10 protein-coding genes are annotated in these 13,596 nt (G+C 66.4%); all 10 read right to left on the bottom strand.

The genetic code is table 11. The features are described 5' to 3' along the window. Nucleotides 1-66 precede the first annotated feature (66 nt). Nucleotides 67-1,311 carry an ABC transporter substrate-binding protein gene (locus BLW40_RS15245; RefSeq protein ID WP_139305627.1) on the bottom strand — a complete coding sequence of 415 codons (1,245 nt, stop codon included), beginning with the start codon at nucleotides 1,309-1,311 and terminating at the stop codon, nucleotides 67-69. A gap of 97 nt (nucleotides 1,312-1,408) precedes the next feature. Then, the gene (locus BLW40_RS15250) at nucleotides 1,409-2,479 is read right to left on the bottom strand and encodes a branched-chain amino acid ABC transporter permease (RefSeq protein ID WP_074770088.1); all 1,071 of its coding nucleotides are present in this window, start codon (nucleotides 2,477-2,479) and stop codon (nucleotides 1,409-1,411) included. Continuing rightward, on the bottom strand, nucleotides 2,479-3,372 hold the full coding sequence (locus BLW40_RS15255; RefSeq protein ID WP_074770089.1) for a branched-chain amino acid ABC transporter permease: 894 nt from the start codon (nucleotides 3,370-3,372) through the stop codon (nucleotides 2,479-2,481). The genes BLW40_RS15250 and BLW40_RS15255 overlap by 1 nt, the downstream gene beginning before the upstream one ends. Nucleotides 3,373-3,382: 10 nt before the next feature. Beyond that, a complete protein-coding gene (locus BLW40_RS15260) occupies nucleotides 3,383-5,314 on the bottom strand; it encodes a long-chain fatty acid--CoA ligase (protein WP_074770091.1) in 1,932 nt (643 codons plus the stop codon). Then, a complete protein-coding gene (locus tag BLW40_RS15265; protein ID WP_074770093.1) occupies nucleotides 5,314-6,126 on the bottom strand; it encodes an ABC transporter ATP-binding protein in 813 nt (270 codons plus the stop codon). Before BLW40_RS15265 ends, BLW40_RS15260 begins: the two co-directional genes overlap by 1 nt. A 152-nt stretch (nucleotides 6,127-6,278) precedes the next feature. Continuing rightward, on the bottom strand, nucleotides 6,279-8,234 hold the full coding sequence (locus BLW40_RS15270; RefSeq protein WP_074770095.1) for an acetoacetate--CoA ligase: 1,956 nt from the start codon (nucleotides 8,232-8,234) through the stop codon (nucleotides 6,279-6,281). Between the two features lie 16 nt (nucleotides 8,235-8,250). Continuing rightward, nucleotides 8,251-9,183 carry a hydroxymethylglutaryl-CoA lyase gene (locus tag BLW40_RS15275; protein ID WP_074770097.1) on the bottom strand — a complete coding sequence of 311 codons (933 nt, stop codon included), beginning with the start codon at nucleotides 9,181-9,183 and terminating at the stop codon, nucleotides 8,251-8,253. A 1-nt stretch (nucleotide 9,184) separates the two neighbouring features. Next, on the bottom strand, nucleotides 9,185-11,185 hold the full coding sequence (locus BLW40_RS15280; RefSeq protein WP_074770099.1) for an acetyl/propionyl/methylcrotonyl-CoA carboxylase subunit alpha: 2,001 nt from the start codon (nucleotides 11,183-11,185) through the stop codon (nucleotides 9,185-9,187). Nucleotides 11,186-11,189: 4 nt separating this feature from the next. Further along, the gene (locus tag BLW40_RS15285; protein WP_074770101.1) at nucleotides 11,190-11,978 is read right to left on the bottom strand and encodes an enoyl-CoA hydratase-related protein; all 789 of its coding nucleotides are present in this window, start codon (nucleotides 11,976-11,978) and stop codon (nucleotides 11,190-11,192) included. Between the two features lie 7 nt (nucleotides 11,979-11,985). Further along, nucleotides 11,986-13,590, bottom strand: coding sequence for a carboxyl transferase domain-containing protein (locus BLW40_RS15290; protein WP_074770102.1), 1,605 nt, complete (start codon nucleotides 13,588-13,590; stop codon nucleotides 11,986-11,988). Nucleotides 13,591-13,596: the final 6 nt, after the last annotated feature.

Consider the following 13,596-nt stretch of genomic DNA (forward strand, 5'->3'; position numbering starts at 1 on the left):
TTCATCCCCGCGCGTTGGTCAAAGGAAAGGGGGAGACGACACCGCCGTCTCCCACCACCCGTCCGCTTACCAGCCCAGCCATTCCGGCCGACGGGGCAGTTCGGCGGTATAGACCGGATTCATCGCGATCGTGCCGCCCTTGGTCGCGGCCTGATAGACCTTGACTACGGTGGTACCGCGATGGTCGTCGGCAGCCCAGGCCGACGGCAGGCAGACGCCGTCCAGACCGGCGGGAACCCAGCCCTTTTTCTGGTACATCGCCTGCTTGATGTTGGGACCGGTGACGCCGCCCGGCATCTTGTCGGCCATCTCCATCGCTTCCTTCATGTAATAGACGGTACAGACGGCACGGACGTAATGGACCGGACGCGATTCGGCCCCACTGGGGTCGGAGACCTTCGATATCTCGCGCACCAACGCCATCCCCGGAGCCGGATCGGCCCAGGTCGCGGCGCCCACCACCCAGACCAGACCGTCGGCGGCATCGCCCGCCGTCTTCAGAGCCCCTTCGTCGGTGCCCCAGATGTTGGCGAGGAACTGGGTGTTGACCCCCACCGTCTCGCACGATTTCAGCAACGAGATCGTCGATCCGGCGGTGTTGGCGAGATAGGCATAATTGGCCCCCGATTGCTTGAGGCTGAGGCACTGGGCCTTGAAATCGCCCGGCTTCAGCGAATACTGAATCTCGTTCAGAACCTCGAAGCCCAGTTCCTTGGCATAGGCGCCGCAGGCCTGCTTGGGGGCGTTGGGATAGGGATGGTTGTCGCCCATATGGACGAATTTCGGCGTGCCGGTGCCGCCCTTTTTCTTCCAGTCGGCCGCCGCCCATTGCACCAGCCCCCGGCAGGCGTCGGAATAGCTGGGGCCATAGAAGAAGTTGTAGGGAGCCGCCTTGGCCGAGCCCTTGCCCTGCGGGTCGGTCAGGTGACCGGAATAAGACCCCGAGAAATAGGGAATCTGGTCCTTGGCGACCATCCCGCTTAAGGCTTCGGTGTCGCTGGTGCCCCACCCTTGCAGGGCGACCGCCTTGTCCGATCCGCCCGACAGTTTCTTGTAGGCGGCCATCGCGCGCGGCACTTCGTAGGCGTAATCGACCGTCTCGAATTCGATCGTCTTGCCGTTGATGCCGCCATGGGCGTTGATATAGCTCATCGCGTCGGCGATGCCTTGGGCATAGGGCTTGCCCACCGACGAGGTCGCCCCGGTCAGGTCGGCCAGATGGCCGACGACCAGACTGTCGGCGGCCAGCGCCGCGCCACCGGAAAAGCCGAGGAGGGCGAAGGCCGTCCCGGCGAACAGAGTCCGCGTCAACATCGTTGTTTCCTCCCGTTTTGTTGTCCAGAGCGGGGGGTGCTTCCCCATTTTGTCGCGTCGTCTTTTTGTTTTTATTGTTGTTCTTGTCCCGGCCTCAGTACGAGAAGGGATAAAGCTTCCAGTAGGATTTGATCGTCCGCCAACGGTGGACCAGACCGTCGGGCTCGAAGATCAGGAACAAGACGATGGCCAGTCCGATCGCGGCTTCCTTGATGTAGGCCAACGCCCCCGTCAGTCCCGGAACGTCGCCCACCACCTGCTTGATCAGGCTGACCGCGCCTTCGGTGACCTCGGGCAGCAGGACCATGAAGCAGGTGCCCATCAGCGTCCCTGTCACCGAGCCGAGCCCGCCGATGATGATCATCCCCAGGAACTGGATTGATTGCAGGATGGTGAAGCCCTCGGCCGAGACGTAGCCGAGATAGTGCCCGTACAGCGCCCCGCCGATTCCGGCGTAAAAGGACGAGATGCCGAACGACAAGATGCGGTATCGGGTCAGGTTGACCCCCATCACCTCGGCCGAGAGGTAATGGTCGCGCACCGCGACGAAGGCCCGGCCGTCGCGGGTCCGCAACAGGTTCGCGCCCAGAACAAACATCACCACCAGGAAGACCAGCACGACATAGAAATACTGGCGGTCGCCGCTCAACTCCCAGCCGAACAGCGAGGCAGGCGCGGCCATCGCCCCCGACGAGCCCCCGGTGAACCACGTCGCGCGGGCGAAGAAATCTTCCAGAATGTATTGCGAGGCAAAGGTGGCGATCGCGAGGTAAAGCCCCTTCAGACGTCCGGCCGGAATGCCGAACAGCAGCCCCAGCAGCGTCGTCATCAGCCCGGCCAGCGGAATCGCCAGCAGGACCGGGACGCCCACCGTGCTGTTGAGCCAGGCCGAGGCAAACGCGCCAAAGCCGAAAAAGGCGGCGTGACCGAGCGAGATCTGTCCGGTCGAGCCGACCAGGATGTTGAGCCCCAGCGCGGCGATCGCGAAAAAGCCGATCTGGATCATCAGCGTCAGCGGATAGGGGCCGAGCACCAGCGGAGCCGCCGCCGCCAGTACGATCGCGGCGATACAGAACCGGCGCGAGGCGGGCGTCAGGAACAGCGTGGTGTCCTCGCTATAGGAGGTCTTGAACTGACCACAGGGAACGAGACTGCTGCCGATCATCACACCCTCTCGATTCGCTTGGTGCCGAACAGGCCGTAGGGCTTGATCATCAAGATGATCACCAGCACGTAGAACGGCGCGACGGAGTACAGGTTGCCAAGGTGGAGGAACTGGCTGTCGGCATATTCGGCGAGGTTTTCCAGCAGGCCGATAATCAACCCGCCGACAATCGCGCCGACGATCGAATCGAGCCCGCCGACGATCACCGCCGGGAACACCTTGATGCCGAAGAAGGACAGCGCCGAGGACACCCCGTTGACCATGCCCACCACCACCCCGGCCAGGGCCGAGACCATCGCCGAGATCGCCCAGGCCAGGGCGAACACGCCCTTGACCGAGATGCCCAGGCTTTGCGCCACCTGCTGGTCAAAGGCGGTGGCCCGCATCGCCAGACCCATCCGCGAATATTTGAAGAACCAGGCGAAGGCGACCATGATCACCACCGAGACGACGAGGCTCATCAGATAAGCGGGCTGGACCGGCAGGCCGAACACATCGACCGACTTGACCGGAAACACCTCGGGGAAGGGTTGGGCCCAGGCTCCGAAGATCGCCTTCACCACCGCCTGGAAGAAGATCGACAGGCCGATGGTAACCATGATCACCGAGATCACCGGCTCGCCGATCAGCGGGCGCAGCACCACCATCTGCAAGACGATGCCGAACACCATCATGAACAGGAAGGTCAGCAGGAACGCGGCTGGAAACGGCAGTTCAAGGCTGGTAACCAGCCACCAGCAGGTCCAGGCCCCGATCAACAGGAATTCGCCCTGGGCGAAATTGACCACCTGGGTCGATTTGTAGATCAGAACGAAACACATCGCGACGACGCCATACAGCGCGCCGACGATCAGGCCGTTCAGGATCAATTGCAAAAGCAGGCTGGAGATCATCGCGGCTCTCCTACTCGGCGGCCATCCGGGAGGACGGGGCGGGCAGCACGGTGACGACGGCAAGGTCGGTCTTGACCCGGGTGGTGGTGCCGTCCTGGAAGGTGATCACGGCATCGACCGGAACCCGGTCGCAATCGGCGTAAACCGAGTGAATGATGTCGGCGTATTTCTCGTTGATCACCGAGCGGCGCACCTTGCGGGTCCGGGTCAGTTCGCCGTCGTCGGCGTCGAGTTCCTTGTACAGCAGCAGGAACTTCCTGATCCGCTGCGGCTCGGGCAGCGTCTGGTTGACCGTCTCGACCTCGGCGGTCAGCAGGTCATAGACCGCGCTTTGCCCCGACAAATTGGTGTAGTTGGTGAAGGCGATCCCCTTGCTTTCCGCCCATTTCGACACGATCGAGAAGCGGATGCAGACAATCGCCGACAGATAGGGCCGATCCGCCCCGAGGATCACCGCCTCGGCGATGTAGGGGGAGAATTTCAGCTTGTTCTCGATGAACTGGGGCGAGAAGCGCACCCCGGTCGAGGTGGTGGCCAGATCCTTGATGCGGTCAATTACCACCAGATGGCCGTTCTCGGGCTTGATGTATCCGGCGTCGCCGGTCCGAAGCCAGACCTGATCGACGATGTCGGCACCGCTGGCCTCGGGATTCCGGTAATAGCCGCAGAACATCCCGTCGGTGGTGGCGACGATCTCGCCGATTCCGTTGGAATCGGGCCGGTCGATCCGCAGCCGGGCGTCGTCGAACGGAATCCCCACCGAGTCGAAATCAATGTCGCCCGGCCGATGGACGGTGTAGGCCCCGGCCAGTTCGGTCTGGCCGTAGATCTGGCGCAGCGGAATCCCCATCGCCAGGAAAAAGCGGAAGGTGTCCGGCCCCAGCGCTGCGCCGCCGGTCGCCGCCGAGCGCAGGAAGGTGAAGCCCAGCCGGTCGCGCAGGGCGGAGAACAAGATCAGGTCGGCCAGACGCGACCGCCGCCCTTGATCCAGCGCCGCCATGCCGAGCTTCATCCCCAGCGCGAACATCGCCCGCTTGAACCGGGTCGATTCCATCATCTTGGAGCGGACCTCGGCGGCGATCGCTTCCCACATCCGGGGGGCGAGCAGGACGAAATGCGGGCCGATCTCGCGCATATCGGCCATCATCGTTTCCGGTTCCTCGACGAAATTGACGATGGTGCGGCAGACCAGCGGCTGGGCCACCGCATAGATCTGTTCCATGATCCATGGCAGCGGCAGCAGCGAGACGTAATTCTCGCCCGCGTGCTTGGGATCGGCGCGGAGATAGGCGGCGGAATGGCGCAGGAACGGTCCCGCCTGCAACATCGCCAGCTTGGGGTGCGAGGTGGTCCCCGAGGTGGTGCACAAGATGGCGACGTCGTCGCCCTGCCCGGCCGCCACCTCGGCCTCGAACCGGCCCGGCTCGCGCGCATCCAGCGCGGCACCCCGCGCCCGCAGGTCGTCGGCGAAGATCAGGCGGGGGTCGGCGTGTTTACGCATCCCGCGCGGATCGAAATAGACGATGTGGCGCAAGGCGGGCAGATCGCCCGCGATCTCAAGCAGCTTATCGACCTGCTCCTCGTCCTCGGCCATCACCAAAGCGGCCTCGGTGTAGGACAGCAGGTAGGACACCTCGGCCCCCATCGAATCGTGATAGATCCCCAGCGACATCGCCCCCAGGGCGTTGGCGGCAAGCTCGCTCCAGATGCTTTCGGGGCGGTTCTTGCCGATGATCGCCACCACCTCGCCGCGACCGACTCCCAGGTCGATCAGGCCGAGACAGAGCAGGCGGACCTGACGCAGATACTCGGCCCAGGTGACGCTGTTCCAGATCCCGAACGCCTTTTCGCGCATCGCGATGGCGTCGGGCCAGCGGGCGGCGTTGTGAACCAGCGCCTTGGCGAAGGTGTCGTGGCGGGAGAGGTCGATCGTCTCGCTCATCACGCCACCTGTTCGTCTTCGTCGATGCCGAGATAGGCCACCTTGACCCGGTCGTTGGCCATCACCTCCTCGGGCAGGCCAAGCGCGATCTTGCAGCCGAATTCGAGAACCATCACCCGGTGAGAGATGTCCATCACCACCCCCATGTCGTGCTCGATCATCACCACCGTCATGCCCCATTCCTCGTTGAGATCGACGATGAAGCGGGCCATGTCCTCTTTCTCTTCGAGGTTCATTCCCGCCATCGGTTCGTCGAGCAAGATGACCTTGGGGGAGACCGCCATCGCACGGGCCAGTTCCACCCGCTTGCGCAGGCCATAGGACAAGGTGCCCGCCTGGGCCTTGCGGATCGGGGCGATTTCAAGGAAGTCGATGATCTCTTCGACGACGCGGCGATGGGCCAGTTCCTCGCGTCTGGCCCCCAGCCAGTACAGCGCCCCGGTCAGGGCGTTGTTCTTCAGCAGGTGATGGCGGCCGACCATGATGTTGTCTTGCACGCTCATATGGCCGAACAGGGCCAGATTCTGGAACGTCCGTCCCAGCCCCAGCGTCGCCCGCCGATTGGGCGACAGCCCTGTCACGTCGCTGCCGTCCAGCAGAATCTGGCCCGAAGAGGGCCGATAGCGCCCCGAGATGCAGTTCAGCATCGAGGTTTTTCCGGCCCCGTTCGGGCCGATGATCGAAAACAACTCACCTTTGGCGACCGAAAAGCTCACCCCGGTCAGTGCCCGGACGCCCCCGAAGCCAAGGGAAACGTCGCGAACTTCGAGCACGGGATGTCTATCCGGCACAATCGACGGATCGCGCGACATCGGCGTCACTCCCTGGCGGGGGGTCGTTGCCCCCCTTTTTCGTCCGCCTGCGCCGGGGTCTGTCCCAGCGCGGCGGTTGTGGAAACAAGCATACGTTTTTTTCTAACCGGGCTCAAGGCATTGAACGTCGGTCCCTGCCGCCCCGGCTGTGGTCAGGGCGACGCGATGTCTTCGATCCCGACGAACAGGTCAAGCGCCTCGGGATTGGCCAGGGCCTCGCGGTTGGCGACGGTGCGGCCGTTGACCAGATCGCGCACCGCCAGTTCGACGAGCTTGCCCGAGCGGGTGCGGGGAAGGTCGCTCACCTGGATCACCTTGGCCGGAACGTGGCGGGGCGTGGTGTTGTCGCGGATGCGCTGCTTGATCCGGTCGATCAGGGCGGAATCGAGCGTCAGCCCCTCCTTCAGCCGCACGAACAGCACCACCCGCACGTCGTTGGCCCAGTTCTGAGCGACCGCCAGCGCCTCGACCACCTCGTCCAGGGTCTCGACCTGACGGTATATCTCGGCGGTCCCGATCCGGACCCCGCCGGGATTGAGAGTCGCGTCGGAGCGGCCAGAAACGATCAGACCGCCATGCTCGGTCAGTTCGACCCAATCGCCATGGGTCCACACTCCGGGGAAGCGTTGGAAATAGGCGGCGTGGAACTTGTGCCCGTCCGGATCATTCCCGAAGCCGAGCGGCACGCAGGGGAAGGCCCGGGTGCAGACCAGTTCGCCCTGCCCGCTCCGCAACGAGACGCCATCCGGATCGAACACCTCGACCCGCATCCCCAGGCCGCGGCACTGGACCTCGCCGCGCCAGACCGGGCCGGTCGGGTCGCCCAGCATGAAGCAGGAGACGATGTCGGTGCCGCCCGAGATCGAGGACAGGCAGACGTCGCTTTTCACCGCGTCATAGACGTAATCGAAGCTGTCTGGCGCCAGCACCGACCCGGTCGAGGCGATGGTGCGGAGACATTCGAGGCGGTGAGTGTCGCGGGGACGCAGACCGGCCTTGGCAATCGCATCCAGCCATTTCGCCGAGGTGCCGAAGAAGGTCGCCGCCTCGGCCTCGGCATAATCGAACAGAATCGCCCCCTGGGCCAGCGAGGGCGAGCCGTCGTACAGCATCAGGGTCGCCCCCGACGCCAACCCGCTGGCCAGCCAGTTCCACATCATCCAGCCGCAGGTGGTGAAGTAGAATATCCGGTCGCCGGGGCGGATGTCGGAATGAAGCTGGTGTTCCTTCAGATGCTGCACCAGCACCCCGCCCGCCCCATGCCGGATGCATTTGGGCAAGCCGGTGGTGCCCGAGGAATAGAGGATGTAGAGGGGGTGGTCGAACGGCAGGCGCTCGAACGCGATCTCTCCGGCCGCAGCCGGGCCGAGGAAGGCGTCGAGCCCGACCGCGCCGGGCAGATCGGCCAGGTCCGGCCGGGCGTCGAGATAGGGCACCACCACCAGAGTCTCGACGCTGGGCAGACCGGCCCGAATCCCCGCCAGCTTGGGCCGGATGTCATGCCGCTTGCCGTTGTACCAATAGCCGTCGGCGGCGATCAGCAGCTTGGGGGCGATCTGACCAAAGCGATCGACGATCCCCTGCACCCCGAAATCGGGCGAGGCCGACGACCACACCGCGCCCAGACTGGCCGCCGCCAACATCGCGGCGATCGCTTCGGGCAGGTTGGGCAGAACCCCGGCGACGCGGTCGCCGGGGCCGATTCCGCGCGACCGCATCGCCGCCGCCAACCGCGCCACCAGGGTGTAAAGCTCGGCATGGCTGACCCGGCGGCGGACCTGATCCTCGCCCCAGAACACCAGGGCGTCGCCGTCGTCACGGCGGCGCAACAAATTCTCGGCGAAATTGAGCCGGGCCTCGGGAAACCACACCGCGCCGGGGAGACGGTCGGGATCGTCAACCGCCGGCCCCTCGCCCCTGTCGCCGATCACCCCGCAAAAGCTCCACACCGCATCCCAGAACAGATCGGGCCGCTCGACCGACCAGCGCCACAGCCCGGCCATGTCGGCCAGCGCCAGGGCATGGCGGCGGTTGATTTCGGCGATGAAGGCGGTAAGTCGGCTGGCGGCGATCCGGTCGGGCGAGGGCTGCCACAGGGGAGCTGACATGGTGCGGTCCTCCGGCTTAGAGCGCGATCGGGGCTTCGGTCCTGGCGGCGGCGGCCAGCAGGGCACGACCGGCCCGGGCGGCATAGGGGCGGCCGAGCCGGGCCGAAATCCACGCCCCGGTGACGGCAACCGCCATCGGGTCGATCCCGGTCTCGCATCCCAGCCCGTGCAGCAGGTGAAGCAGATCCTCGGTGGCGACGTTGCCGCTGGCCCCGGGGGCGAAGGGACATCCGCCCAGACCGGCGACCGCGCTGTCGAACGTCGCGATTCCCTCTTCCAGACTGGCCAGCGTGTTGGCGATTCCCTGGCCATAGGTGTCGTGGAAATGCATCGCGATCCGCTCGCGCGGCAGGCGGCGGGCCACCGCCTCGATCACCCGCCGCACCGAATCGGCGGTGGCGATCCCCAGCGTGTCGCCCAGCGATATCTCGTCGCAGCCGAGATCGGCCAGCCGCAGGGCCATTTCCGCCACCGCTGCCGGGTCCACCGCCCCGTCATAGGGACAGGCGACGATGCAGGAGACATAGCCGCGCAGGGACAGCCCGGCCGCCCGCGCCCGCGCCGCCACCGGAGCGAGACGGACCAGACTGTCGGCCCGCGAACAGGCGATGTTGTGCTGGCTGAAGCCCTCGGAGGCGGAAACGAACAGCGCCACCGAATCGAGTCCGGCCTCCAGCGCCGCCTCCAGCCCGGCGAGGTTGGGCACCAGCGCCGGATAGGAAACCCCGGCGCGGCGGGGCAGTTCGCGGTACAAAGCCCCGCTGTCGGCCATCTGCGGTACCCGCTTCGGCGAGACGAACGCCCCGGCCTCGATCGTGGTCAGCCCGGCGGCGGCCAGCCGCTCGATCAACTCCAGCTTGACAGCAAGCGGCACCGGCATCGGCTCGTTTTGCAAACCGTCGCGCGGTCCGGTCTCGACCAGCCGGACCCGGGTCGGCCGGGCCGCCATCTCAGGCCGCCTCGGCGGTGAAATCGACCAGAACCGCTCCGTCCTCGACCAGGGCACCGACCGGATAGGGCAGGCCCGCGACGGTGCCGTCGGCCGGAGCCTTCAGGGTGTGCTCCATCTTCATCGCCTCCATCACCACCAGGGGCTGGCCCTGGATGACCCGCGCGCCGGGTTCGACCAGTAAGGCGGTGATCGTCCCCGGCATCGGCGCCACCACCCCGCCCCCGGCCAGATCGGGGCCGTCGTCCGGCAGCGGATCGACGATCGACAATTGATGGCGGTCGCCGTCGAGGAACAAGGTGATCCGTCCGTCGCGATGGAAGAACCCGGCCCGACGCCGCATCGGCCCCAACGTGCCCTCCAGCCGCCCGTCGGGATCGAGATGGCCCCGCGCCGCGACCAAGCCCCCCGGCAGCGACAGCTCGCACCCCCAGGCGCGATGGATCAGCGGCACCTCGACCTCTTCGTCGCCATAGCGCAGATGCAGGCTGTCGTGGGCGTCGTCGTTGAGCCGCCAGCCGTCGCGGCGACTCCACGGGCTGTAGGGATCGGCCGAGCCCGCCGCCACCGCCGCCGCCTCGACCTGCCGTTCGAGCAGCAGACCAAGGCAGGCCAGCCCCAGCACCGCGTCGGACAGAGGCGGCAGGGGCGGCAGCAGGCGGGCGAGATGGCGGTCGAGAAAGCCGGTGTCGATCTCGGCGGCTGCAAAGGCGGGATCGTCCGCGATCGCGGCAAGAAGGTCGAGATTGGTGGCGAGGCCGACCAGTTCGGTCGCGGCCAGGGCGGCACGCAGCCGCCGCACCGCACTGGCGCGGTCACGATCCCACACGATCAGCTTGGCGATCATCGGGTCGTAATGGACGGTGATGGCATCGCCCGCCCGCACCCCGCTATCAATCCGCAGATTGGGGCCGGGGGCGGGAAAGCGCAGATGGGCGATCCGACCGGTGGCGGGCAGGAAGCCGCGCGCCGGATCCTCGGCATAGAGGCGGACCTCGATCGCGGCGCCGTCGCGGCGGACCTCGTCCTGGCGGCAGGGCATCGGCTCGCCCGCGGCGACGCGCACCTGCCATTCGACCAGATCGAGACCGGTAATCATCTCGGTTACCGGATGCTCGACCTGGAGCCGGGTGTTCATCTCCATGAAATAGAACCCGCCGTCGGCGCCCAGCAGGAACTCGACCGTTCCCGCCCCGACATAGCCGATGGCGCGGGCGGCGGCGACCGCCGCCTCGCCCATCCGGCGGCGCAGATCGTCGTCAAGACCGGGGGCGGGAGCCTCCTCGACCACCTTCTGATGACGACGCTGGATCGAACAATCGCGCTCGAACAGCGAAAGGGCGTTGCCGTGACTGTCGGCGAAGACCTGGATTTCGACATGGCGCGGCCGGGTCAGGTATTTCTCGACCAGCACCCTCTCGTCGCCGAATGCCGCCGCCGCCTCGCGCCGCGCTGCCGCCAACTGAGCGGCGAAGGTATCGGCGGAATCGACCACCCGCATCCCCTTGCCGCCGCCCCCGGCCGATGCCTTGATCAGCACCGGAAAGCCGATTTCGGCTGCCGCCGCCGCCAGCCGGTCCGGGTCCTGGTCGGCGCCGTGATAGCCGGGAACCAGCGGCACCCCGGCCCGTTCCATCAGCGCCTTGGCCTCGCTCTTGCCGCCCATTGCCCGAATCGCCGAAGGCGGCGGGCCGATGAACACCAGACCCTCGCGGGCGCAGGCTTCGGCGAAATCGGCATTCTCGGACAGGAAGCCATAGCCGGGATGGATCGCCTCGGCCCCGCTGGCGCGGGCGGCGGCCAGGATCGCCTCGGCGCGCAGATAGGAGTCGCGGCTGGGGGCCGGGCCGATGGCCCAGGCTTCGTCGGCCAGGGCGACATGAGCCGATCCGGCATCGGCATCGGAATGAACCGCGACGGTGGCGATGCCGAGCCGTCGGGCGGTGCGGATGATTCGGCAGGCGATTTCGCCGCGATTGGCGATCAGGATTTTCGAAAACATCGGCTCAGCCTCCCCACACCGGCGGGCGTTTGTTCAAAAAGGCGGCGATTCCCTCGCGTCCTTCCGCCCCGGCCCGCCGCTCGGCAATGCGGCGGGTGGTATCGGCGATCAGCGCCGGAGAAACCGGGCGGTCGGACACCGCGAAGATCAAATCCTTGGCGGCTGCCTGGGCCTCGGGCGCACCGGCCAGCAGCGCGGCCAGCATTTCCTCGATCGCGGGATCGAGATCGTCGGCCTCGACCACCCGATGGAGCAGACCGAGCCGCAGCGCCTCGGCGGCAACGAACCGTTCGGCGGTAAGGAACCAGCGCCGCGCCGCCCGCGCTCCGATCGCCGCGATCACATAAGGCGAGATCACCGCCGGGATCAGCCCCAGCCGGACCTCGGACAGGCAGAACACGGCGCTATCGACGGCAATCGCGATGTCGCAACAGGCCACCAGCCCGACGCCGCCGCCCAAGGCCGCCCCCTGGACCCGCGCAATCGTCGGCTTGGGCAGGCTGTTCAACACCCGCATCAACTCGGCCAGACCCTCGGCATCGGCGAGATTCTCGGCCGGGGCATAGGCCGCGCTGCGCCGCATCCAATCGAGATCGGCCCCGGCGGAAAAGCTGGCCCCATCGGCGGCCAGCACCACGGCTCGCACCGTCTTGTCCTTGCCCAGGGCGGACAGCGCACTACTCAGATCGGCGATCATCCGTTCGTTAAAGGCGTTGTGAACCTCCGGCCGGGCCAGGGTGACGATGGCCACCCCGTCGGGTCGCTTCGTGACGCGAATCGTTTGCTGGCTCATCGCCGCCTCACATCCGGAAAATGCCAAAGGGAGTCGGCTCGATCGGGGCGTTGAGCGCGGCCGACAGGCCAAGCCCCAGCACCATCCGGGTGTCGGCCGGGTCGATGATGCCGTCGTCCCACAACCGCGCCGAGGCGTAATAGGGGTGACCCTGGGTCTCGTACTGGGCACGGATCGGAGCCTTGAAAGCGGCCTCGTCCTCGGCGCTCCAACTCTCGCCGCGCGCCTCCAGCCCGTCACGGCGGACCTGGGCCAGCACCGCCGCCGCCTGCTCGCCCCCCATCACCGAGATGCGGGCGTTGGGCCACATCCACAGGAAGCGGGGGGAAAAAGCCCGCCCGCACATCCCGTAATTTCCCGCCCCGAAGCTGCCGCCGATCACCACCGTCAGTTTCGGTACCTTGGCGCAGGCCACCGCCGCGACCATCTTGGCGCCGTCCTTGGCGATGCCGCCCGCCTCGTATTTGCGTCCGACCATGAACCCGGTGATGTTTTGCAGGAACACCAGCGGAATGCCGCGCTGGGCGCACAATTCAACGAAATGCGTTCCTTTCAGAGCGGATTCCGAGAACAGGATGCCGTTATTGGCGACGATGCCGACCGGATAGCCGAAAATGTGGGCAAAGCCGCACACCAGGGTCGGACCGTAAAGCTGCTTGAACTCGTCGAAGGCGCTGCCATCGACCAGCCGGGCGATCACCTCGCGCACATCGAACGGCTTGCGCGGATCGACCGGAACGACACCATGCAGGTCTTCGACGGGATATAGCGGATCGACCGGCGGACGCAGTTCGACTCCCGGCTGTTTGGACCGGTTGAGATTGCCCACCACCCGCCGGGCGATCGCCAAAGCGTGGGCGTCGTTCTGGGCGTAATGGTCGGTGACGCCGGAAACGCGGGAATGAACGTCGGCGCCGCCCAGATCCTCGGCCGTCACCACCTCGCCGGTGGCAGCCTTCACCAGCGGCGGACCGGCCAGGAAGATCGTGCCCTGCTGGCGCACGATGATCGATTCGTCGCTCATCGCCGGGACATAGGCCCCGCCCGCAGTGCAACTGCCCATCACCACCGCGATCTGGGGAATCCCCGCAGCGGACAGGGTGGCCTGATTGTAGAAGATCCGGCCGAAATGGTCGCGGTCGGGAAACACCTCGTCCTGGTTGGGCAGGTTGGCCCCGCCGGAATCGACCAGATAGAGACAGGGCAGCCGGTTGTCGCGGGCGATCTCCTGGGCGCGCAGGTGCTTCTTGACCGTCAGCGGGTAATAGGTGCCGCCCTTGACGGTGGCGTCGTTGGCGATGATCACGCATTCGCGCCCGGCCACCCGGCCGATGCCGGTCAGCACCCCGGCCGCCGGAATCGGCTCGTCATAGACCTCGTGCGCCGCCAGTTGCGACAGTTCGAGATAGGGGGTGCCGGGATCAATCAAGCAGCGCACCCGGTCGCGCGGCAACAGCTTGCCGCGGGCGAGATGCTTGTCGCGCGCCAGGGGGCCGCCGCCCAATTTGATCTCGGCCACCTTGGCCCGCAGGTCATCGACCAGCAGGCGCATCGCCTCGGCGTTGGCGGCAAAGCCGGATTCGTGGCGCGACAGAGTCGAACGCAGGATCATGACGAT

This window comes from Magnetospirillum fulvum (assembly GCF_900108475.1).
In the GTDB taxonomy this organism is placed as follows: Bacteria; Pseudomonadota; Alphaproteobacteria; order Rhodospirillales; family Magnetospirillaceae; genus Phaeospirillum; species Phaeospirillum fulvum_A.

Coding starts and splice junctions, on each gene's coding strand:
- BLW40_RS15250 (WP_074770088.1), bottom strand. CDS start 2,479: ATGATCGGCAGCAGTCTCGTTCCCTGTGGTCAGTTCAAGACCTCCTAT.
- BLW40_RS15255 (WP_074770089.1), bottom strand. CDS start 3,372: ATGATCTCCAGCCTGCTTTTGCAATTGATCCTGAACGGCCTGATCGTC.
- BLW40_RS15260 (WP_074770091.1), bottom strand. CDS start 5,314: ATGAGCGAGACGATCGACCTCTCCCGCCACGACACCTTCGCCAAGGCG.
- BLW40_RS15265 (WP_074770093.1), bottom strand. CDS start 6,126: ATGTCGCGCGATCCGTCGATTGTGCCGGATAGACATCCCGTGCTCGAA.
- BLW40_RS15270 (WP_074770095.1), bottom strand. CDS start 8,234: ATGTCAGCTCCCCTGTGGCAGCCCTCGCCCGACCGGATCGCCGCCAGC.
- BLW40_RS15275 (WP_074770097.1), bottom strand. CDS start 9,183: ATGGCGGCCCGGCCGACCCGGGTCCGGCTGGTCGAGACCGGACCGCGC.
- BLW40_RS15280 (WP_074770099.1), bottom strand. CDS start 11,185: ATGTTTTCGAAAATCCTGATCGCCAATCGCGGCGAAATCGCCTGCCGA.
- BLW40_RS15285 (WP_074770101.1), bottom strand. CDS start 11,978: ATGAGCCAGCAAACGATTCGCGTCACGAAGCGACCCGACGGGGTGGCC.
- BLW40_RS15290 (WP_074770102.1), bottom strand. CDS start 13,590: ATGATCCTGCGTTCGACTCTGTCGCGCCACGAATCCGGCTTTGCCGCC.